Source organism: Pseudomonas sp. MEJ086 (assembly GCF_030209025.1).
Classification (GTDB): Bacteria; Pseudomonadota; Gammaproteobacteria; order Pseudomonadales; family Pseudomonadaceae; genus Aquipseudomonas; species Aquipseudomonas fulva_A.
On sequence record NZ_JARVSV010000008.1, the window covers coordinates 129644 to 151925 of the forward strand.

Annotated in this window: 19 protein-coding genes; 6 read left to right on the top strand and 13 right to left on the bottom strand. The window is 64.0% G+C overall.

Translation table 11 applies throughout. The features are described 5' to 3' along the window. Positions 1-124: 124 nt before the first annotated feature. Positions 125-1501: a TRAP transporter large permease gene (locus QRN22_RS05850; protein WP_042553591.1), complete on the bottom strand. Its 1377-nt coding sequence runs from the start codon at positions 1499-1501 to the stop codon at positions 125-127. After that, a complete protein-coding gene (locus tag QRN22_RS05855) occupies positions 1494-2039 on the bottom strand; it encodes a TRAP transporter small permease subunit (protein ID WP_042553590.1) in 546 nt (181 codons plus the stop codon). The genes QRN22_RS05850 and QRN22_RS05855 overlap by 8 nt, the downstream gene beginning before the upstream one ends. Positions 2040-2349: 310 nt before the next feature. Here QRN22_RS05855 and QRN22_RS05860 point away from each other — a divergent pair, with 310 nt between their 5' ends. Beyond that, positions 2350-3447: a TRAP transporter substrate-binding protein gene (locus QRN22_RS05860; protein WP_042553589.1), complete on the top strand. Its 1098-nt coding sequence runs from the start codon at positions 2350-2352 to the stop codon at positions 3445-3447. A gap of 65 nt (positions 3448-3512) precedes the next feature. Here QRN22_RS05860 and argB read toward each other — a convergent pair whose 3' ends face one another. The 4 genes from argB to coaBC form a co-directional block, all read right to left on the bottom strand. Further along, positions 3513-4418, bottom strand: a complete 906-nt coding sequence (argB, locus tag QRN22_RS05865; RefSeq protein WP_042553588.1) for an acetylglutamate kinase — start codon at positions 4416-4418, stop codon at positions 3513-3515. Positions 4419-4442: 24 nt separating this feature from the next. Next, positions 4443-5834, bottom strand: a complete 1392-nt coding sequence (gene algC, locus QRN22_RS05870; RefSeq protein WP_197077010.1) for a phosphomannomutase/phosphoglucomutase — start codon at positions 5832-5834, stop codon at positions 4443-4445. Between the two features lie 1210 nt (positions 5835-7044). Next, on the bottom strand, positions 7045-7500 hold the full coding sequence (dut, locus tag QRN22_RS05875) for a dUTP diphosphatase (RefSeq protein ID WP_042553586.1): 456 nt from the start codon (positions 7498-7500) through the stop codon (positions 7045-7047). 31 nt (positions 7501-7531) lie between these two features. Further along, positions 7532-8740: a bifunctional phosphopantothenoylcysteine decarboxylase/phosphopantothenate--cysteine ligase CoaBC gene (coaBC, locus tag QRN22_RS05880; protein WP_042553585.1), complete on the bottom strand. Its 1209-nt coding sequence runs from the start codon at positions 8738-8740 to the stop codon at positions 7532-7534. A 177-nt stretch (positions 8741-8917) separates the two neighbouring features. On the opposite strand from coaBC, the gene radC reads away from it, so the two are divergent. Beyond that, complete coding sequence (radC, locus tag QRN22_RS05885) at positions 8918-9592, top strand: RadC family protein (protein WP_042553584.1); 675 nt, start codon at positions 8918-8920, stop codon at positions 9590-9592. Positions 9593-9611: 19 nt separating this feature from the next. Here radC and QRN22_RS05890 read toward each other — a convergent pair whose 3' ends face one another. Together QRN22_RS05890 and QRN22_RS05895 are read right to left on the bottom strand one after the other, a co-directional pair. Next, positions 9612-10967: an esterase-like activity of phytase family protein gene (locus tag QRN22_RS05890; RefSeq protein WP_082045769.1), complete on the bottom strand. Its 1356-nt coding sequence runs from the start codon at positions 10965-10967 to the stop codon at positions 9612-9614. A gap of 122 nt (positions 10968-11089) precedes the next feature. Then, positions 11090-12667 (bottom strand): ABC transporter substrate-binding protein, encoded by a 1578-nt coding sequence (locus QRN22_RS05895; RefSeq protein WP_042553583.1) that lies wholly within the window; start codon positions 12665-12667, stop codon positions 11090-11092. A 381-nt stretch (positions 12668-13048) separates the two neighbouring features. Here QRN22_RS05895 and rpmB point away from each other — a divergent pair, with 381 nt between their 5' ends. Next, complete coding sequence (gene rpmB, locus QRN22_RS05900) at positions 13049-13285, top strand: 50S ribosomal protein L28 (protein ID WP_042553582.1); 237 nt, start codon at positions 13049-13051, stop codon at positions 13283-13285. Positions 13286-13294: 9 nt separating this feature from the next. After that, positions 13295-13450 carry a 50S ribosomal protein L33 gene (rpmG, locus tag QRN22_RS05905; RefSeq protein WP_042553581.1) on the top strand — a complete coding sequence of 52 codons (156 nt, stop codon included), beginning with the start codon at positions 13295-13297 and terminating at the stop codon, positions 13448-13450. 77 nt (positions 13451-13527) lie between these two features. Here the strand turns inward: rpmG and QRN22_RS05910 are convergent, their stop codons facing one another. The 3 genes from QRN22_RS05910 to QRN22_RS05920 form a co-directional block, all read right to left on the bottom strand. Next, positions 13528-15906 (bottom strand): penicillin acylase family protein, encoded by a 2379-nt coding sequence (locus tag QRN22_RS05910; protein WP_042553580.1) that lies wholly within the window; start codon positions 15904-15906, stop codon positions 13528-13530. A 336-nt stretch (positions 15907-16242) separates the two neighbouring features. Then, positions 16243-17730 carry a methyl-accepting chemotaxis protein gene (locus QRN22_RS05915; protein WP_042553579.1) on the bottom strand — a complete coding sequence of 496 codons (1488 nt, stop codon included), beginning with the start codon at positions 17728-17730 and terminating at the stop codon, positions 16243-16245. 84 nt (positions 17731-17814) lie between these two features. Beyond that, on the bottom strand, positions 17815-18390 hold the full coding sequence (locus QRN22_RS05920) for a DUF6436 domain-containing protein (protein WP_042553578.1): 576 nt from the start codon (positions 18388-18390) through the stop codon (positions 17815-17817). 160 nt (positions 18391-18550) lie between these two features. On the opposite strand from QRN22_RS05920, the gene bipL reads away from it, so the two are divergent. Next, positions 18551-19483, top strand: coding sequence for a phospholipase BipL (bipL, locus tag QRN22_RS05925; protein ID WP_042553652.1), 933 nt, complete (start codon positions 18551-18553; stop codon positions 19481-19483). 2 nt (positions 19484-19485) lie between these two features. Here the strand turns inward: bipL and QRN22_RS05930 are convergent, their stop codons facing one another. Next, positions 19486-20217 (bottom strand): DUF2059 domain-containing protein, encoded by a 732-nt coding sequence (locus QRN22_RS05930; RefSeq protein ID WP_042553577.1) that lies wholly within the window; start codon positions 20215-20217, stop codon positions 19486-19488. 82 nt (positions 20218-20299) lie between these two features. Here QRN22_RS05930 and QRN22_RS05935 point away from each other — a divergent pair, with 82 nt between their 5' ends. Then, entirely contained in the window at positions 20300-20923 is a 624-nt protein-coding gene (locus tag QRN22_RS05935) for a 2OG-Fe(II) oxygenase (protein WP_042553576.1), read from the top strand. 58 nt (positions 20924-20981) lie between these two features. On the opposite strand, the gene serA is transcribed toward QRN22_RS05935, so the two are convergent. After that, positions 20982-22211 (bottom strand): phosphoglycerate dehydrogenase, encoded by a 1230-nt coding sequence (gene serA / locus QRN22_RS05940; protein WP_042553575.1) that lies wholly within the window; start codon positions 22209-22211, stop codon positions 20982-20984. Positions 22212-22282: the final 71 nt, after the last annotated feature.

The following is a 22282-nucleotide window of genomic DNA, read 5'->3' on the forward strand; positions in this document are numbered from 1 at the left end:
CTGTAGCAGGCCGTTCTTCGACGGCCTGGTAGACGTTGCCTGTTGGGCCACTGCGCGGCCTCGAGGTTCGCTCGCTGCCATGAAAAACGCCCGTCGAGACGGGCGTTCTTTACCGCTTGCCAGTTTACGAACCGTAGACCTGATTCGGTAGCCAGGTGATCAGGCCCGGGAACTGGTAGGCGATGACCAGCATCATCAACTGGATGATGATGAACGGAATCACGCCCCGGTACATGGTAGCGGTACTTACCGAGCGTGGGGTCACGCCGCGCAGGTAGAACAGCGAGAAGCCCAGCGGTGGAGTGAGGAACGAGGTCTGCAGGTTCAGGGCGATCATCACCCCGAGCCAGACCGGATCCAGCCCCATGGCCAGCAGCACGGGCCCGACGATCGGCACCACCACGAAGATGATCTCGATGAAGTCGAGTATGAACCCGAGCAGGAAGATCACCAGCATGACCAGGAAGAACGCGCCGAGCACGCCGCCTGGCAGTTGCTGGAACACGTCCTCGATCAGCGCTTCACCGCCGAAGCCACGGAACACCAGAGAGAACAGCGAGGCGCCGATCAGGATCAGGAACACCATGCTGGAAATTTCCGTGGTGCCCTGGGCCACGGCGCGCAACTGCGTCAGGTTCAGCTGGCCCTTGAACAGCGCCAGCAGGGTCGCACCGACCGCACCGATGGCCGCTGCTTCGGTAGGCGTCGCGTAACCACCGAGGATCGAACCGAGCACTGCGATGATCAGGGCCAGCGGCGGTACCAGCGAACCGAGCAGCTTGCCCCATTCCACGTCGCCCAGCTCTTCCTTGGGAACCACCGGCATCTTCTTCGGCTGGAAGATCGCCACCATGATCAGGTAGACGACATACAGCACCACCAGCAGCAGACCCGGCACCAGGGCGCCCATGAACAGGTCGCCTACCGACACGGTCTTCGGCGAGAAGATGCCCATGCGCAACTGAGCCTGCTGGTAGGCGCTGGACATCACGTCACCGAGCAGGACCAGCACGATGGATGGCGGGATGATCTGCCCCAGGGTGCCGGTGGCGGCCAGGGTGCCGGTAGCGACCGCCGGGTCGAAACCACGCTTGAGCAGCGTCGGCAGGGCCAGCAGGCCCATGGTCACCACGGTGGCGCCAACGATGCCGGTGCTGGCCGCGAGCAACGCGCCCACCAGACACACCGAAATCGCCAGGCCGCCGCGGATGCCGCCGAACAGGCGCGACATGGATTCCAGCAGGTCTTCGGCAACCTTGGATTTTTCCAGCATCACGCCCATGAACACGAACAGCGGCACGGCCAGCATGGTCTGGTTGTTCATGATGCCGAACAGGCGGTTGGGCAGGGCACTCAGGTAACCGGCGTCGAAGGTGCCGGTTGCGATGCCGATGCCGGCGAACAGCAGGGATACGCCCGCCAGGGTGAAGGCCACCGGAAAACCGCCCATCAGCACCACGCAGATGCTCACGAACAGCAGGATCGACATGACTTCAGCCATGTTTCACCTCCGGCTCGGGCAGCACACCGAGGAGCAGGTAGATCGCCTTGATCAGGTTGGAGATACCTTGCAGGGTCAGGCTGACCACCAGCACCAGAATGATGCTCTTCTGCAGGTAGACGAACTTCAGGCCGCCCGATTCGCTGGAGCCCTCGCGGGTCGACCAGGAGTTGGCCACGTAATCCCAGCTGGCCCAGCCGAGGAACAGGCAGACCGGCAGCAGCAGGAACAGGGTGCCGAGCACCTCGACCAGCGCCTGACGGCGGCCGCTGAACTGCTGATAGAAGATATCCACACGCACGTGCGCATTGCGTTGCAGTGCCCAGGCCGAAGCGCCCATGAACACCAGGGCATGGGCGTAGAGCACGGCTTCCTGCAGCGCGGTCGCGCCCAGGTTCATGCCATAGCGCAATACCACGACCAGCGCCGTGCCGAGGACCAGAAACAGGGTCAACCAGGAGCAGGCCTGGCCGAAGCGAAAGTTCACCGCGTCGATGACGCGTGCGATCCCCAGCGGAAGTGAAGGCTTGTTGGACATGACGCGTCCTTATAGTTATCGAAAAGAGCGAAAAGCGGGGGATTTTAGGCAGGAGGCTGCACCTACGGCAATGGCGATACGCCTTGGCTGGCGTCAGTCCGCGGTACTGGCCGGTTGCCCTCGAAGGGGCTGTGTTGAGCCGCTGGCGCGGCTCTCAGGGCATTCGATGGACACGGGTTGAAACATTTGTACGCGCCGAGTGGCCGTTAGGCGGGCATAGGATAGCGCGCGGGGCGGTTGGCGGATCGCCACTGTGTTATCGAGGCTGGAACGGCCCGAAGGTAAGTATTACAACAACAAGGAGCTACCTATGAAACGTCGCCAAATACTGGCTGCTGCTGGTGTCGGCATTGCCGCAGGTGCATTGGTCGGGTGCAAGGAGGAAGCCGGTGCGGCCGACTCGTCCCAGCCGGTCGCCGAAACCAGGAACTTCAACTGGAAGATGGTCACCTCCTGGCCGAAGAACTTTCCGGGTGTAGGCGTGGGCGCCGAGCGCTTCGCCAAGCTGGTCGAGCAGATGAGCAATGGCCGCCTGAAGATCAAGGTCTACGCGGCCGGTGAGCTGGTACCGGCTCTCGAAGTGTTCGACGCGGTCTCGCGCGGCACTGCCGAAATGGGCCACGGCGCGCCTTACTACTGGAAGGGCAAAGTACCCGCTGCCCAATTCTTCTGTGCACTGCCATTCGGTCCCAATGCCCAGGAAATGAATGCCTGGCTGCACTATGGCGGTGGCATGCAGTTGTGGGAAGAGGTCTACAAGCCTCACGGCGTGCTGCCGATGGCCTGTGGCGCAACTGGTGTGCAGACCGCCGGCTGGTTCAACAAGGAAATCAATTCGGTCGATGACCTCAAGGGTCTGAAGATGCGCACTCCAGGCCTCGGCGGCGAAGTGCTCACCAAGGTCGGCGGTACCGTGGTCAACATGCCGGCAGGCGAGATCTTCACCGCCCTGCAGACCGGCACCATCGACGCCACCGAATGGATCGGGCCGTACAACGACCAGGCGCTGGGCTTGCACAAGGCGGCCAAGTATTACTACACACCGGGTTGGCAGGAGCCGAACGTCACCTTCGAACTGGATATCAATATCAAGGCTTGGGAAACCCTGCCGGCCGATCTGCAGGCCATCGTTCGCGCCGCTGCTCGCGACGTCAACGGCGACATGCTCGACGACTACAACGCCAAGAACATGGAGTCCATGGAGCAGCTGAAACAGGCCGGTGTAGACGTGCGCCGCCTGCCGGATGACGTGCTCGCCAAGCTCAAGGAGGTCTCTGCCGGTGTGGTCGATGCCACCGCTGCCGCCGACCCTGCTGCGCAGAAAGTCTGGGAGCAGCAGAAGGCCTACCTGGCGCGCCTGTACGAGTACGCCGAAGCCAACGAGAAGGACATCTACGCGATTCGTTGAATGCTGCACCCTACGCAAACAACAACGCCGGCTGATAGCCGGCGTTGTTGTGCTGCGCAGAGCGATCAGTGACGTTTGCGGTTGCTGATCAGGGTGCCCACACCGGTGTCGGTGAAGATTTCCAGCAGCACGGCATTGGGTACGCGACCGTCGACGATGTGCGCGGTGGTCACGCCGCCTTGCACCGCTTCCAGTGCGCAGCGAATCTTCGGCAGCATGCCGCCGTAGATGGTGCCGTCGGCGATCAGCCCGTCCACCTGCTCGGTGGTCAGGCCGGTGAGTACCTCGCCCTGCTTGTCCATCAAGCCAGCGATGTTGGTCAGCAACATCAGTTTCTCGGCCTTCAGCGCCTCGGCGACCTTGCCGGCCACCAGATCGGCGTTGATGTTGTAGGACTCGCCGTCCGGACCCACGCCGATTGGCGCGATAACCGGGATGAAGTTGCCCTTGACCAGCATGTTCAGCAGCTCGACATTGACCCCGGTGACTTCACCGACATGGCCGATATCGATGATTTCCGGCTGGGTCATCTCCGGCGTCTGGCGGCTGACGGTGAGCTTCTTGGCGCGGATCAGCTCGGCATCCTTGCCGGTCAGGCCGATGGCGCTGCCGCCATGGCTGTTGATCAGATTGACGATGTCCTTGTTGACCTTGCCGCCGAGCACCATCTCCACCACGTCCATGGTCTGTGCGTCGGTCACCCGCATGCCGTCGACGAAGTGGCTCTCGATGGACAGGCGCTTGAGCAGATCACCGATCTGCGGGCCACCGCCGTGAACCACCACCGGGTTGATGCCTACGGCCTTCATCAGCACGATGTCGCGAGCGAAGCCGGTCTTCAGCTCGTCGCTTTCCATGGCGTTGCCGCCGTATTTGATCACCAGGGTCTTGCCAACGAAGCGGCGAATGTACGGCAGTGCTTCGGACAGAACCTTGGCGACGTTGGTGGCGGCATCACGCTCTAGGGTCATGCAGGGGCTCCAGTGCTGGGCGGATCAGAACGGTAATTTTACATCGGGTGCGACAAGGTGCATCTGCGTGCGGAACAGCTCCTGAATCCGCTCCAGTTCGGCCTGGTTCTCCGCTTCGAAGCGCAGCACCAGAACCGGCGTGGTATTGGACGCACGCACCAGGCCCCAGCCTTTCGGGTAGTCGACGCGCACACCATCGAGGTTGGTCACACTGCCTTCGCCCCACTGGCCTTCACGCTGCAGGCGCTCGACGATGGGGAACTTGGTCTGCTCAGTGACCTGGATGTTGATCTCCGGGGTCGACACGTCGTCAGGAAACGCGGCGAATACCTGTTCGGCAGTGCGCTTGTCCTGGCTGAGAATCTCCAGCAAACGGGCCGCGGCGTAAATGCCGTCGTCGAAACCGAACCAGCGCTCCTTGAAGAACACGTGGCCGCTCATTTCGCCGGCCAGCAGGGCACCGGTTTCCTTCATCTTCTTCTTGATCAGCGAATGGCCGGTCTTCCACATCACCGGACGACCACCGTAGCCGCTGATCAGCGGGGTCAGGCGGCGGGTGCATTTGACGTCGAAGATGATGTCGGCGCCAGGGTTGCGCGAGACCACGTCCTTGGCGAACAGCATCAGCAGACGGTCCGGGTAGACGATCGCGCCCGTGTTGGTGACCACACCGACACGGTCGCCATCGCCGTCGAAGGCCAGGCCGATGTCAGCGTTCTCTTCCTTGACCTTGGCGATCAGGTCGACGAGGTTCTCGGGTTTGCCCGGGTCCGGATGGTGATTGGGGAAGTTGCCGTCGACGTCGCAGAACAGCGGAATCACCTTGCAGCCCAGGGCTTCGATCAGCTGCGGGGCGATCACGCCTGCCGCACCGTTGCCACAGTCGACCACCACGCGCAGCGGCTTGGCCATGGCGATGTCGCTGCGTATCTGTTCCAGATAGCGTGGCAGCAGATCGACCGCCTCCACGCTGCCTTCACCGCTGAGCAGGTCATTGGTGTCGATGCGCGTCTTGAGTGCCTGGATCTGCTCGTTGGCCAGGGTATCGCCAGCGATGACGATCTTGAAGCCGTTGTAGTCCGGCGGGTTGTGGCTGCCGGTGAGCATCACCGCGGATTTGCCGGCCAGCACGTGGGCGGCGTAATACACCACAGGCGTCGGCACCATGCCGACGTCACTGACCTGGCAGCCGCTGTCGACCAGACCCTGGATCAACTGCTGTACCAGCGTTGGGCCGGACAGGCGGCCGTCACGGCCAACGGAGACGTTGGGCTCGCCTTCGGCGATGCTCTGCGAGCCGATGGCGCGGCCGATCCAGTACGCGGTTTCCGGGGTCAGGCCAGCGCCTACCACGCCGCGGATGTCATAGGCTCGGAAGATGTCTGCTGGGAGTTTCGGGGCTTGCGGCGCGGTCATGATCGGGGTCTGCTCCAGTCCCAGGAGATCCTGGTCGTCGTCGAGAATGTCGATATCGAGGATATCGGTGTCTTGAAACAGCGGATTTACGAAATCCGCCGGCTTGGCCGCGACGCTACTACTGGGTTGCTGACTGGCTGTGACGTCCGGGCGTACGGCCACGGACTCCTGGGCGCGACGGGGGAGTCGGCTCAGGCTTTGTGCCAGGTCATGCAGGGCGGGCAGGCTCAAGCTGAAGGCTTTGACGGCTTTGCCCGCGGAGAGTTCTTTAACCAGTTGGGTCAATTGCGACGTGTCACTGTCCAGACGCTGCAGCAAGCGCCGATTGACCAGATAAAGCCCGGCCAGCGCACCAGCCAGGGCAACCAGCAGCGCCAGTACCAGGAGCGTCGGCGACAGGCCGGTCGCACCGAGGCTGGAGGCTGGCGTGAAGTTCAGCGTCCAGTGTGGGTTGCCGGTGGCGAATGTCTGGGCGCTGCCATCGGCCTGGCCACGCTGGGTGAGGACCTGTGGGGCGCCGCCGTCGAAGCGCTGCACCAACTGGATCTGTCCGACATCGGCGGGCAGCGCTGGCAGGTTGGCAAGCACGCGATTTATGTCCACCGCCAACAGCAGGGTGCCGAGCATCGGCTGGGCGTCGTCCTGGCGCACGGGGGCAACGCTGTAGGCCAGCCAGCGATCGCCTACCCGATAGGCCTCCACGGCCGGTGCCTGACCGCCCTCGAGGCGGCGCAGCATGTCCAGCGCGGCGAAGTTCATCGGCGCGCTGCGGCTGCTGTCCGGCACGGCCTGGCCGGTGAGGTTGAGCTGGGCGTCGACCACGCCGTTCCAGTAGCGCAGGCCGTTTTCGGCGTTGCTCAGCTGCTGCGCATCGCCGCTCTGCAGCGCTTGTGAGAGTGCCGGGTTGCGTGCCGCTGCGATGGTATCGGCGCTGAGCTGCTTGAGCGCCTGCTGCAGGCTGGCTGCCTGGCTCTCGCCCCAGGCGCGGGTCAGCTGTTGCTGCTGCACCTGCTGGGCCGGGCTGACCGCGGTGAACCATAGCAGCGCACCGGCCAATACTGCGCCGAGGGTGGCGGCCAGGGCGCCGGGCAACAGGTCGGCAGTGGCCTTGGGTTTCGACTGGGCGTTACCTTGCGAATCGCCGGAGCGTTCTTCCTTGGGCGCGCGTTTGAAGCCTTTCATCAGACGTCTCCTGGCGATTGGGTCTGCTTCAGTGGCTGCCGGAGTGGCCGAAACCACCGGTGCCGCGCTCGCTGTCGTCGAAGTCCTCGACGACCTCGAAGCGCGCTTGCACGACGGGCACCAGCACCAACTGAGCGATGCGTTCGCCAATCGCCATCTTGAAGGCGCTGTTGCCGCGGTTCCAGCACGACACCATCAGTTCGCCCTGGTAGTCGGAGTCGATCAGGCCGACCAGGTTGCCGAGCACGATGCCGTGTTTGTGGCCCAGGCCCGAACGCGGCAGGATCAGCGCCGCCAGGCCAGGGTCGGCAACGTGGATCGCCAGACCCGTGGGGATCAATACGGTCTGCCCCGGTTCCAGGGTCAGGTCTTCCTTGAGCATGGCACGCAGATCGAGGCCTGCCGAACCCGGCGTGGCATAGGCCGGCATTGGGAAGTCGTTACCGAGGCGTGGGTCGAGAATCTTGGCTTGTAAGGCGTGCATGGGGCGCTCAGGTTTTCCGTGCTGATGAATGTCAGGGTTTGCGCTGGTGCGCAGCGATGAAGCTCACCAGTTGCCGGGCGATCTTGCCCTTGCTGGTCTGCGCGAAGCTGCTCTGGTGGAGCTCGCGATCGATGATGGTGATCGCGTTGTCTTCACTGTTGAAACCGATGCTGGGGTTGGCCACGTCGTTGGCGACGATCAGATCGAGGTTCTTGTCCTTGAGTTTGCGCGAGGCGTACTCCAGCAGATTCTCGGTCTCGGCGGCGAAGCCGACGCTGAAGGGGCGGTCGTCACGGTGTGCCAGAGTGGCGAGAATGTCCGGGTTGCGGACCATCTGCAACAGCAGGCCGTCACCGCTGTTCGGGTCTTTCTTCAATTTGTGCTGAGCGACAACTTCCGGGCGGTAGTCGGCGACCGCGGCCGCTGCGATGAGGATATCGCAGGGCATCGCCGCTTCGCAGGCGGCGAGCATGTCACGGGCGCTGACCACGTCGATGCGGTTGACCCGATCCGGTGTCGCGAGGTGCACCGGACCGCTGATCAGCGTGACCTTGGCACCGGCCTCCACGGCGGCCTCGGCGAGGGCGAAGCCCATCTTGCCGGAGCTGTGGTTGGTGATGTAGCGCACCGGGTCGATGTTTTCCTGGGTCGGGCCGGCAGTGATCAGCACGTGCTTGCCGGTCAGAGCGAGGTGTTCGAAGCAGTCGGCGGCGAGATGCGCCAGGTCATCGGCTTCGAGCATGCGCCCCAGGCCCACGTCGCCACAGGCCTGGCTGCCGGATGCCGGCCCGAACAGGCGCAGGCCGCGCGCGCGCAGCAAGGCGCTATTGGCCTGGGTGGCCGGGTCGCGCCACATGGCCTGATTCATCGCCGGCGCCAAGGCTACCGGGGCGTCGGTGGCGAGCACCAGTGTCGTCAGCAGGTCGTCGGCCACGCCCTGTGCCAGGCGCGCCATGAGGTCGGCGGTCGCTGGAGCGATCAGCACCAGATCGGCCCAGCGCGCCAGTTCGATATGGCCCATGGCGGCTTCTGCAGCCGGATCGAGCAGGTCCTGATGCACCGGGTGACCGGATAGCGCCTGCAGGGTCAGCGGGGTGATGAACTCGCGACCACCCTGGGTCATGACCACGCGCACTTCGGCGCCCTGGTCCTTGAGTCGGCGTACCAGCTCGGCGCTCTTGTACGCCGCGATGCCGCCACCCACGCCAAGGATGATGCGTTTGCGATACAGCCGCTGCATAACTCTGCCTTTGTCGTATGGAGTTACAGACGCAGGATGCCGGCGCCTCCCCAGCCCCGGCACCCCGCGAAAAACCGGGCTACGATAGCACAGCGGCAGCAGGGGAGCAGTGGCGTGCCGGGCGAGGATTTCGCCAGCGGCAGGTGATGCCGATTCGAATGGACAGGGAGTGTCTCGATGAGTATTCGTGAGTGGCCCGCGGCAGAGCGCCCGCGGGAGAAGTTGCTGGCCCAGGGGGCGGCCAGCCTGACCGACGCCGAGTTGCTGGCGATCTTCCTGCGCACCGGCGTGGCGGGGCAGAGTGCGGTGGATCTGGCGCGGCACCTGCTCGCCGATTTCGGCAGCCTGCGGGCGTTGTTGCAGGCTGACCTGGCGTCCTTCAGTCAACGCCTCGGGCTCGGGCCTGCCAAGTTCGCGCAGCTGCAGGCGGTGCTGGAAATGGCCCGCCGGCATCTGGCCGAGCAGCTCCGGCGTGATTCGGCGCTGGAAAGCCCCCAGGCGGTGCGGGATTACCTCAAGGCACTGTTGCGCCACGAGCCCCACGAGGTGTTTGGCTGCCTGTTTCTCGATGCCAAGCATCGCGTGCTGGCGTTCGAGGCGCTGTTCCAGGGCTCCATCGACAGTGCCAGCGTTTACCCGCGGCAGGTGGTCAAGCGCGCGCTGGCGCACAATGCCGCGGCGCTGATCCTCACGCACAATCACCCGTCCGGCGTCGCGGAGCCGAGTCAGGCCGACAAGGTGCTGACCCAGCGATTGAAGGAGGCGCTCGCCCTGGTCGAAGTGCGCATCCTCGACCATTTCATCGTGGGCGATGGCGAGCCGTTGTCGATGGCCGAGCACGGCTGGATGTAGCCGGCGCGGCCGTCGCCGCTCAGCGGGCGCGCAGCAGCTCACCTGCCTCGAGCAGAACCAGTTCGTTGTCATCGGCCTGGTTGGGCTCACGGCTGCTGGAGAACGGCAGGTTGTTGTCGTTGCCGACGACGATGTGCGTGTCATCGACGATGTCGACGTTCTCGATGGTGAAGAACGGAAAGGTCAGCACGCCGTCGTTCAAGGGCTTGCGGGCGATGCCCTTGGGGTCCTGAATCGCGAGCAGGTCGATATGGCCGACCTTGCGCACGGGCTGGCCGACGTTGCCGTCGTCGAACGCCACCTTGTAGACGCGCTTGAAGCGGGCGATGTCGGAGAAGCAGGTGCTGCCTTTTTCACCGGCAGGGCAGGCCTTGTCGGCGGTACCTTCGCCATTGTCGCGCTCGATGATCAGCCCGCTGGCGGCATCGATCATGTTGAAGTCGCCGATGGCGTGGCCGGGCTGCTCCAGGGCGTACAGCCAGTGGCGCCCGGTCCAGGCCTCGCGCTGCACATCGAACTCGACCATGCGCAACACGTTCTTGCCATCCTGCTGCTCGGCGCCGTTGCTGGCGGCATCCCACAGGGGGCCTTCGAGCAGGGCGTAGAGTTTGCTGCCGTCGCTCGAGGCTGCCATGCCCTCCAGGCCCTTGGAGCGCCGTACCTCGACATTCATCGGCTCGGCAGGCCAGCCAGGCAATTTGACCGCGGGGTTGTCTGGCGAGCGCAGCGGTTTGCCCGCTACCTCCACGTCGAAGACCTTCTGCACCCGGCCCTGCAAATCGGCCTTGATCACATAGGGGCCGAACTCGTCACCGATCCAGATTGCATCACCCACGAACTGAAAACTCTCGGGGTCGAAATCGGCGCCCGACAGGTAGCGCGCTTTCGAGCCTTCATGAACGATGCGAAACGGTACCTTCTTGTCCGGGTCGCTGAGAAATACCGTTGCCAGGCGCTTGAATTCGCCTGACTGGAAGTCGACGTCGTAGTGGTTGAGGTAGAGCATCGCGTCGGCCGAATTGGCCTTGGTGCCGAAACCGTTGTCGGTCAGTACCCAGAAGCTGCCGTCAGGCATGTGCTTGATACCGGAATGGCCCTGCAGCGGCTGACCCTGAAAAGGCAGCGACATGCCGGTGGGGCGATTGGCCGACATCCCCTCCACGCTGCCGATTTTCTCGCTGCGCTGGCCATCGGAGAATTTGCCGCTGACCGCGAAATCGGCCGGTGCATCAGCCGGCGGGGTCACGAAACTGGCTGCCGGCAGCACGGCGTGGCCGGCCAGTATCGCCGGGTAGGCGGTGCCCGTGTCCTGCCCGTGGCAGAGGAGTGGGACGCAGCAGAGTGTGGTGGCTAGCAGTTTGCAATCGAAGCGCATGGCCGAGCGATCCCCGTCTGTAGAGAACGGACAGGGTGGGGCAGGCGTGTGTCATGACTGTGACAACTGCCTGCGACCTGCCCAGCGCCAGAGCGGGCAGGCAGCAGGCAATGCATGGGGTGTCAGGGCTTCACGCTGACCTTGGAGAAATCCTGGCGGCCGAACGGGCTGACGCTGTAGCCCTCGACATCCTTGCGGATGAGGGCGTAGGCCGTCGGATGTGCCAGGGGCAGCCACAGCGCCTGCTGCTGGATGATCGCCTGAGCATCTTTATATAGCGCGGCGCGTTTTGCCTGGTCGCTGATGGCCTTGCCGTCGGCGATCAGCTTGTCGAGCTTGGCGTCGCAGTAGCGGGCGAAGTTCAGGCCGGACTCCACCGACGCGCAGGAAAACTGCGGGGTCAGGAAGTTGTCCGGATCACCGTTGTCACCGGCCCAGCCCATGAACAGCAGATCGTGCTCGCCGGCCTTGGCGCGACGAATCAGTTCGCCCCACTCGATCACGCGGATTTGCGCCTTGATACCGACCTCGGCCAGGTCGGCCTGCAGCAGTTGCGCGCCCAGGCTGGGGTTGGGGTTGAGCACGCTGCCCGATGGCCGCGTCCAGATGGTGGTGCTGAAGCCGTCGGCCAGCCCGGCTTCTTTCAGCAGTTCGCGGGCTTTCTGCGGGTCATGGGCATAGCCCGGCAGATCGCTGGCGTAGCCCCAGGTGTTCGGTGGGTAAGGGCCGTTGGCGGGTTCCGCGCTGTTTTCGAATACCGCCTTCAGGTAGCTAGTCTTGTCGAAGGCCAGGTTGATGGCCTGGCGCACGGCAGGCTTGTCCAGTGGCGGGTGCTGGCTGTTGATGCCGACGAAGGCGGTCATGAAGGCCGCGGTTTTCACGCTGCCGAGGTTGGCGTCCTTGGTGGCGGCTTCGACGTCCAGCGGCTTGGGCGACAGGGCGATATGGCATTCGCCACGGCGCAGCTTCTGCAGGCGCACGTTGGCATCCGGGGTGATGGCAAAGACCAGTGCGTCGACATTCGGTTTGCCGGCGAAGTAATCCGCGTTGGCGACATAACGGACGGCGGCGTCCTTCTGGAAGCGCCTGAACACGAAAGGCCCGGTGCCGATGGGCTGGCTGTTGAGCTTCTCGGGGGTTTCGGCCTTGAACAGCTGGTCCGCGTATTCGGCCGAGTAGATGGAGGCGAAGCCCATGCTCAGCGTGGCGAGGAAGGTCGCGTCCGGTTTGTTGAGGGTAATACGCACCTGGTGGGCGTCGACCTTCTCGACCGCCTTGACCAGCTCCGGCCACTGCATGGATTGGGCGTGGGGATAGCCGCTGGTGGCTACCTTGTGCCAGGGCTGGGCGGGATCGAGCATGCGCTGGAAGCTGAACAGCACGTCGTCGGCTTCCAGTGGACGGCTGGGCTTGAAGTAGTCGGTGCGGTGGAACTGCACGTCGTTGCGCAGGGTAAAGGTGTAGACGAGGCCGTCCTGGGAAACCTCCCATTTGCTGGCCAGGCTCGGTACCAGCTTGCCGCTGGCGGCATCGAAATCGACCAGGCGGTTCATCAGCACGTCGGCCGACGCGTTGGTGGTGGTCAGGGAGTTGTACTGCACCACGTCGAACCCGTCCGGGCTGGCTTCGGTACAGACGCTGAGCGTAGCGGCCTGGGCGGACAGCGGGGCGATGAGCAGCGGCAAAAGGGCGAGACGCATGGGGAACTCCTGAGCGGGGCGGCGCGCATCCGGCGGGCCGTCGAATGGAAAACGCTGACTGGGGTGGGTCGCGTTGACGCGTGAACAGACACTAAGCGATAAGTCGGAGGGGAACAACGTATCGTCGCGACGAATGGTCATTGCCGGGCGAGCCCGCATCGCCGGGCCGGCGCACGGCGAGCCGCGTATTTAAAGTGTGGTCGTGCTTGTTGCTGTGGGGGCTTTCTGGTATAAAGCAGCGCTCTTTTCTAGGGGCCCGGTTGCTTGATTGCGATCTATCGCCGGTAAGACCCTGAAGAAACGCGGCGCCCAGCGCCGAAAAACAGAGATTAAGCGGCCAACCCATGCCGGGTTGGGCATGTGGTTTTAGAGGGCTGAGGTATGTCGAGAGTCTGTCAAGTTACCGGTAAGGGTCCGGTAACCGGGAATAACATTTCCCACGCCAACAACAAAACCCGTCGTCGTTTCCTGCCGAACCTGCAGCATCACCGCTTCTGGGTCGAGTCTGAGAACCGTTTCGTTCGTCTGCGTCTTACCGCTAAAGGTATGCGCATCATCGACAAACGTGGTATTGACGTAGTCCTGGCCGAGCTTCGTGCTCGTGGCGAAAAGGTTTAAGGAGCTATCATGCGCGAACTGATCCGTTTGGTGTCCAGTGCCGGTACCGGCCACTTCTACACCACCGACAAGAACAAACGCACCACCCCCGACAAGCTCGAAATCAAGAAATTCGACCCTGTCGCACGCAAGCACGTGAACTACAAGGAAGCCAAGATCAAGTAATTGATCGGCGACCCTGTTGTTGAAAAAGCCTGCCTCATGGCGGGCTTTTTCATGCCCGTGATTTGCCTGCCAGGCGGTCAGGGGGCGGGCTGCAAGGTCAGCGTGCTGCGGGTATTGGCGACGACGTCCTCGTCGCTCAGGTGCTGTGGTACGTAGGCGCCGTCGATGAAGCGCTGCGCCTGGTCGCTGTAGTAGTGATCGAAGGGCACGCCGCTCTGGCCGAGCGGGTTGATGCCCAGGCTGTGGCTGGCATCGGCCATATCGATCAGGCGCCGCGTGGAGGGGCCGTGGCCTACCTGCCAGGGCGCGCTGGCGATGCGGTGCGACAGGTTGTTCGGCGTTTCATGGCCACCGGGCGCAGCCAACGGACCGATGTTGAGTAGCGCGTCCAGTGGCCATTGCACGCCGAGCGGATGCTGATGGGTGAGCGTGTGTGCCGGCCCCCAGTGCCATTGCCCGGGATTCTCGCCAAGGGTCGCTCGCAGGTGCTGCAGGGTCGCGCGCCAGGCATCGGCCACTGCGTCGGCGCGGCTGCGGGATTGGCCGTCGGCACGTGCCCACCAGGGCGATTGCGGGTCGGCGGTGAGGCGCGGCAACGCACTGTCGATCATGCGCGTCGACAGCAATCGCTCGAAGGAGGCCTGGCCCAGCCTCTCGGCCATGGCCAAGCGGCTCAGCTCGAAGATGAACTGGTTGAACAGGGTGGCGGCCACTGAATCCAGCGGATGATCGCCCTTCCAGGTGGCCAGGGTTTCGACCAGTTCCCGTTCGGGCTCGTCCGCTGCCGCTGCGCGCAAGTCGTCGAGGATCGGCGCCAGCAGCCGCGGGCCGTAATCGGTGCCGGTCTCCAGTTGCAGGGCCTGGCTGTTGTGCAGATCCCAGCGTATAGCCGGGTCGGCCAGGTGCCGATTCAGGCGCTGGCCGCGTTCCGGCGGGTTGTAGTAGCCGGGAATCTCCAGGCCACTGGCCGAAAGCGGCTGGAAATTGGCTGAAACGATATACCCGCGCGCCGGGTTCTCCTCCTGAGGGTTGGCGCTGAAGGGCTGGAAGCCGGGTTTGTCCGCCGCGTCGCTGCCGCCGTCGAGAATGAACGCCGGATTCACCCCGGCAGGTCGTTCAGGCAGTTTCGCCGCGGCCCACCAGGCGATGTCACCGCTGGCGTTGGCCCAGACCAGGTTGAGGCCTGGAGCGTGTATGCGCTCTGCAGCGGCGCGGCCCTTTTCGAGGGTGTCGGCGCGGTTCAGGCGGTAGAAGGCGTCGAGCAGCGGGTTCTCGGTTTCCAGGAAGGCCCACCACATGGCGATCGGTGTCGTGCCATCGGCATCTCCCAGGGCATCGTTGATGATCGGGCCGTGGGGAGAGCGGCGCAACGCCAGGGTTACCGGCTCGGCATCCTTGACCTGAATGGTCTCCTGGCGACGCTGCAGAGCGACCCAGCGGCCCTGGTACCAGACCTGCTCGGGATCGTCCGGGTTGACCCGTTCGGCGATCAGGTCCATGTCGTCGTTCTGGAACATGGTCAGGCTCCAGGCGAAGTCGCGGTTGTGGCCGAGAAACGCCACCGGGGTCGCCGGCTGGTGATGGCCGTACAGCTCGAAGCCCGGGTACTTGAGGTGCGCCTCGTACCACACCGACGGTGCGGAGAAGCGAATATGCGGGTCGCCGGCCAGCAGGGGCTTGCCACTGGCGGTGCGCGAACCCGATACCGCCCAGGCATTGCTGCCCTCGAACTGTGGCAGGCCGTTGTCGATCAGGGCCTGCTGGCTGAGCTGGGCGAGGCGCTCGAGCGCCTGCCAGTCGTTCTTCCCGAGGGAGGCGTCGAGCACGCCTTCGGGGTGCCAGTCGATATCGAAGATTTTCAGGTAGTCGCTGCCGAGCTCGTCGCGAATGTGGGTCAGCAGCGGTTCGCTGCGCAGCGCTGCGGCGAAGCTGTAGGCCAGGTAACCGGCGATGGACAGGGTGTCGGCGGCCGTGAAAGGGCGCTTCTCGATACCCAGCAGGTCGAACTCCAGGGGCGCCGGGCGGCTGTCCTGATACTGGTTGATGCCATCGAGATAGGCGGCGAGTGCCTTGGCGTGGGGGCTGTCGGCATCCAGCAGGGCGGCCTGCTGGTCGGCCCTCGCACGGATTTCGAGGCTGCGGAACAGGCGGTCGGTGGGCAACAGTTTGGCGCCGAGAATTTCTGCCAGTTCACCGCGCGCCAGGCGGCGTAGCATCTCCATCTGGAACAGGCGATCCTGGGCCTGCACGAAGCCCAGGGCGCGGTACAGGTCGGCCTCGTTCTGCGCTTCGATATGCGGCACGCCGCGCTCGTCATAGCGCACCTCGACGGGCGCGCTCAAACGCTGCAGGGTCAGTTGGCCCTCACGCAGTGGCTGCTTGCCGTGCAGGTACCAGGCTCCTGCGCCAGTCACTGCCAGCATGAGTGCAGCCAGGGTGATAAATAGGCGTTTCATGCTCACATCCTTGTTCCGAGGGCGCCCATGCTGCGAGCAATCGGCGCCGGCCGCAACCAGGGTCTACTGACGTTTCAACGCGAGCCGCGTTGCCGCGAGAAATTTCGCCAGGAGAGGCAGAGTACACAGGGAATGGACTAGCCGTCCGCGCCTTGCCTTTTCAGGTCCTCCAGCGACGCACGGAGAAACTCCCCGCGCAACCCGCAGGGCCGGTCCCGCTTTGCCGCGATGCTGCGTTTCTCGCCGACTCATTTGGCCAGCCAAACTTCGCGGCTCGTGCCTTGCCTATCGGTAAAACCGACTCCGGCGCGGCTGTGCGTGAAACGTCAACAGACCCTAAGGCGTCGCGCGGTTCTGGCTGACGTGAAACTGGTCGCAAAGGCCATTGAGGTGCTCGGCCAGCGAGGCCAGGCGCTGGCTGTCACCAGCCACCTCGCCCGCGTCACGTGCAGTGTCTCCGGCGACCTGACGAACCTGTTCGATCAGGCGTGCCACTTCGGCGGTAGCCGCCAACTGCTCGCGCGTGGAAACGCCGATAGCCTGAATGGCCTCGATGGAGCGGTGCACGTTGTCCAGCAGGGCCACGGTGCGCTGGGTATGGCCAACGCAGCGGGCCACGCCAGCATGACTTTCGGCCATCGCATTCACCGCGTTGGTCGAGCCCTGCTGCAGGCGGGCGATCATGCCCTGAATCTCGCCGGTGGCCTGCTGGGTACGTTGTGCGAGCTGTCGTACCTCATCGGCCACTACCGCGAAGCCGCGGCCCTGCTCGCCAGCGCGGGCGGCTTCGATGGCGGCGTTGAGAGCCAGCAGGTTGGTCTGCTCGGCCACCGAGCGAATCACCTCCAGTACCTTGTCGATGGCTCTGGCTTCGTCGGCCAGTTCCTGCACCACGCTGCTGCTGCCGTCGATCTGCCGGGCCAGGCTCTGGATCTCGCTCTGCGTATCGGTGATCGCCGAGGCGCCCGCTGCGGCATCGCGATCGGCCAGGCGTGCGGTTTGCGCCGCCTGTTCAGCGCTGTTGGAGACCTCGCCCACGGCCAGAGTCATCTGCTCGATGGCACCACCCATCTGCGCAGTGGCGTTGAGCAGATCCTCGGCGCACTTGTTCAGCTCGAGGGTGGACTGGCTGAGGTGCTGGCTGGTACTGCGCAGTTCATCGCCTGCGCCGACGACCCGGCTGACCAGGTTGTCGAGCAGTGCCAGAAAGCGATTGAAGCGTTGCGCCAGGCGGTCGCTGGAGGTGCTGCGGTACGCCAGGTCGACAGGTTCGCCATCGCGCAGCAGGTGCGCGGAGGTGCGTTGCAGGTCTTCGCCTGCCGCCGCTTCACGGGCGCTGTGGCGAGCCAGCACGAGCAGGATGATGGTCTCGGCGATCACATAGGCGGCGTGGATGAACACCACGGGCCAGCCAGCGCCGGCTTGCAGGAGGAACACGCCGCTGCCGTTCTGCTGCAGGGCGAAGAAGCTCAGGTGATGCACGGCGATGGTGCCGGCAGCCAGCAGTATTGGCAGCCAGTCGCGGTAATAGACCAGGAACGCCAGCAGGACGAATACGCTGAAATGCATCTCGACCATGCCATGACTCTGCTGGATATGCAGCGCGGCCAGCACCATGAATGCCACCGCGATCAGGCAGCGATAGGGCCGGGTGCCGCCGATCATGGCGTACAGCGCACTGAGCGCGATGGCCGTACCGCCGCCGATGATCAGTGCCGCCGCCCAGGTCGCGTGCCAGAACGCCAGCCCGAGCGCGTACAGGGTCATCAGCCAGACTACGCAAAGCATCAGGCGGTCGGCCTGGCGATAGAAATTGTTGTGCATGGTGTCCCTTCCAATTGCTGCAGCGCCAAGAAGTTTTGGCAGAACAGTGAAGGAATCGCAAGTTCGATGCCATTCAATGGCCGTTCAGCGCAGTTTTACCCAATCGCAGAAGCAGCCGCTGGCCAGATTGTTGTTCGCAACGACTTTCCGGCCATCGAGCAACGCGTCGAGTACGGGCTCGATGAAGCTGTTGCCGGAGGTGCAGGTAAAACCGCTGCTGTAGGGGCCGAAATAGGCCAGTTCGCCGCGCTGATCCCAGATCGCCACGGCCGGGCTGGCTGGCAGGTTGTCGCTGCCCGTCAACCCATCGAGCGGTTGCAGGGCGCTCAGGCTGGCCGGCAGCTGTCCGTCCGTGCCCGCTTTCTGTACGACGTGGAAGCTCACGCCGCGCGACGAGTAACGCTCCGTGAGCTCGCTGAGGTGTTGCTGATTGCCGACGTTGCAGGGGCATGCCGGATCCCAGAAATGCACCAGGCGGATTTCGCCCGGCCCGGCCAGTGTTGCCGGCAGGCGCAGCTCGCTGCCCGTGAACAGGGCGGTGCGATCACTGAACGGGCGCAGATAACGCGCCTCGAACCACCAGAAGGCGACGACCATGGCGACCAGCCAGGTCACGGTGACCAGGCAGGCGAGCAGGGTGGTGCGTCGGGAACGGGCCATATGACAGCTTCCGTTGGGTGAGGGAGACGGCTTCCAGGTACACCGAGCCTGCAACTGCCGATGCCGGCTTGCCACGGGGCGCTCGGCGGCAGAAGATCGCTACTCTACCCGTTGCCCCGTTGGGGCGACGCTGCTGTGAGTCAAAAGAGTCATGAGCCTGATGTCCGATACCTTTGAGCCCCAATCCCTGGTCGCCAGCCTGCGTCCTCTGGCCAGCGCCGCGCCGCTTTCGCCGGCGGAGCTCGTCTACCGGCAGTTCTACGGCTTCGTGCCGCAGGATGCGGTGCAAACGCGGCTGGGCTGGTTCGCGGTGGACGATTATCGCATCGCCGCCCAGCTGTGGCAGCCCGTTGCGCCGCGCGCGACCCTGTTGCTCCTGCATGGCTATTACGATCACAGCGGCCTGTATCGCCATGTGATTCAGTGGGGCCTGGAGATGGGGTTCGCCGTGCTCGCCGTCGACTTGCCCGGGCATGGGTTGTCCAGTGGGCTGCGCGCCAGCATCAATGATTTCGCCGAGTATCAGGCCGTGCTGCGTGCTGCCCTGCAGCAGGCTGGTGCGCTGGGGCTGCCGGAGCCCTGGCACCTGTGTGGGCAGAGCACCGGTGGTGCGATCCTGATCGACTACCTGCTCAACGACAAGCCGCTGGGTGCCGTGGGTGAAACCATCCTGCTGGCGCCGCTGGTACGGCCGCGGCGCTGGAACTGGTCACAACTCAGCTATCGCCTGCTGCGCCGTTTCGTTCAGGAGATTCCACGGCGCTTCAGCGAAAATTCCAGTGACCTGGAGTTCCTCGATTTCCTGCGCAATCGCGATCCCTTGCAGCCCAAGGTAGTGCCAACTGTCTGGGTCGGGGCGCTGAGCCAGTGGGTGCCGCGCATCGAGCAGGCCCAGCGCAGTGCGCGCAGCCCGCTGATCATTCAGGGCGAGGCGGATATGACGGTGGACTGGCGGCACAATCTCGGCGTGCTGGAGAGCAAGTTCAGTTCGCCGCGGATCTTTCGCCTGCCCGAAGCCCGCCATCACCTGGCCAACGAGGCTGCACCGTTACGGCAGCGCTATTTCGATTATCTGGGCGAGCAACTGAGCTGAGCTCACTGACCTACTGCCAGGCCAGCGCGTACGGCGGCCAATGCAGCCTTGTAGTAAGCCGCGCCGTCATTGGATTGGGCGAACGTGACGAACTCCTCCAGTTCCGGGTCGGATAACGTGCGGTAGACATGCAGCAGGGTGTTGTCGAGGTCTTTGTCGATCTGCGTCATCAGACGCTGGCGCTGGCCGTCGAGCAGGCCTTGAGCCGTGCCACCGCCGAGCAGGCCGGGAATCATCTGGCTCAGGCTGTCGGCAGCGACACCTGCCAGAGCCAGGCTGATTTCCGCCCCCGCCTCGCTGGCCGGCAGGGCCTGCGCCAGGTGGCGAATCAGCAGGCGGCGGGTGGCATCCGCTTCGCTGAGCGGCAGGCCATCGGCGTACTTGGCCAATTGGTCCGGACGCGTGGCGAGCAGCTCCGCTTCGACGATCTTGCGGCCCAACGGCGATTCGAAGAAGCGCAGGGCCGGGGTCGGATCGGCCAGGTTCTCGCGCAAGCTGCGCTCTGCCCGTTCATCCATGGCCTTTGCAGCGAAGCGCTGGTTGCTGTTGCTCACCAGTGCCTGGTACACCGCCGGTGGCAGGCTCTTGCTGTAGCGTGCCTGAGCGGCGCTGAGGGCATCGCTGAAATGCGCACGTTGCTGCGGCCAGCCGGCTTTCTCGTACAGCTCGGCATGAGGCTCGGCCAGAGCGGGAAGGCTCAGGAGCACCAACAATAGACAACACAACGTGCGCATAAGGACTCCTGTCTGGGGCAGCTATTTTCGGCAGCCAGGTGACGCTTGTCGAGGTGTAGTCGACACAGGGTAGAATCTTGTCATGACGACCGACATTTCCGATTCGCTGCTGAGCCGCATCATCGATGACCTTGCCGAATTCGGATGGTCGTTGCAAACCCAGTTCGCCCCTCAGTCTCTGACGCGGCAACTGGCCGAAGAGTGCCGCCAGCGTATTTCCCAGGGCACCCTGGCGCCTGCCGGCACGGGCCGCGGTAACGCCGTGGCGGTGCGTGAGGGCACCCGTGGCGATCATATCCAGTGGCTCGAGGCCGGGCAGTCTCCGGCCTGTGATGGTTACTTGCAGCTGCTCGACGAACTGCGTGTTGCACTCAATCAGAGCCTCTACCTCGGATTGGTCGACTACGAGAGCCACTTCGCCTTCTACCCGCCTGGGGCTTTCTACCTCAAGCACCTGGATCGCTTTCTCGACGAGGATCGGCGAGCCGTTTCCGCAGTGCTTTATCTCAATGAAGACTGGTTACCGGAGGAGGGCGGCGCGTTGCGGCTGTACTTGGCCGATGGCGAAGTGCGTGATGTCTGGCCTCAGGCCGGCACCCTGGTCGTCTTCCTGTCTGCCGATGTGCCCCACGAAGTGCTGCCCGCCAGCCGTGATCGACTGTCGTTGACCGGCTGGTTCCGCCGTCGCGGTGATAGCCCGCTCTGACGGGTGCCAGAAACGAAGAAGGGAGGCCGAGGCCTCCCTTCTTGATGCGGCTAGGTTCTTAGAACAGAACGCGGCTACGGATGGTGCCGTTGACGTGCTGCAGCTTTTCCAGCGCCAGATCCGAGTACTCGGCGTCGACGTCGATGACCACGTAACCGACCTTCTCGTTGGTCTGCAGGTACTGACCGGAGATGTTGATACCGTTGTCGGCGAACACCTTGTTGATCTCGCTCATCACGCCCGGAACGTTGGCGTGGATGTGCAGCAGACGGTGCTTGCCCGCGTGTGCCGGCAGGGCCACTTCCGGGAAGTTGACCGAGGATACCGAGGTGCCGTTGTCGCTGTACTTGACCAGCTTCTCGGCCACTTCCAGGCCGATGTTCGCCTGGGCTTCGGCGGTGGAGCCACCGATGTGCGGCGTGAGGATCACGCGATCCAGGCCTCGCAGCGGGCTTTCGAACACGTCGTCGTTGGACTTCGGCTCGACCGGGAACACGTCGATGGCGGCGCCGATCAGGTGCTCGTCCTTGATCGCGGCAGCCAGGTGATCGAGCTCGACCACGGTACCGCGGGCGGCGTTGATCAGGATGCCGCCCTTCTTCATGGCACGAATTTCCTTCTCGCCGATCATCCACTGGGTGGATGCCAGCTCGGGCACGTGCAGGGAAACGATGTCGCACTGACCCAGCAGGTCGTGCAGCTTGCCGATCTGCTGCGCATTGCCCAGCGGCAGTTTGGTCACCACGTCGTAGAAGAACACCTGCATACCCAGGGCTTCGGCGAGCACCGACAGCTGGGTGCCGATGGAGCCGTAACCGACGATGCCAAGCTTCTTGCCACGGATTTCGAAGGAGTTGGCTGCCGACTTGATCCAGCCGCCACGGTGGCAGGAGGCGTTCTTCTCGGGAATGCCGCGCAGCAGCAGGATGGCCTGGGCCAGCACCAGCTCGGCGACCGAGCGGGTGTTGGAGTACGGCGCGTTGAACACGGCGATACCGCGCTCGCGGGCGGCGTTCAGGTCGACCTGGTTGGTGCCGATGCAGAAGCAGCCAACGGCGACCAGTTTCTTCGCGCAATCGAAGATCTCTTCGGTCAGCTGGGTGCGCGAGCGGATGCCGATGAAGTGCGCGTCGGCGATCTTGGCCTTCAGTTCCTCGCCGGACAGCGCGGTCTTGAGGTACTCGATGTTGGTGTAACCGGACGCCTTCAGGGTATCCACTGCATTCTGGTGGACGCCTTCGAGAAGAAGGAACTTGATCTTGCTCTTGTCGAGAGAGGTCGTGCTCATCGGAGTACCTGTTGTCCCACTAAATTAAGTGTCAGGAGAAGTATCGGCGCTGGCGCCAATGGGCCTGCAGA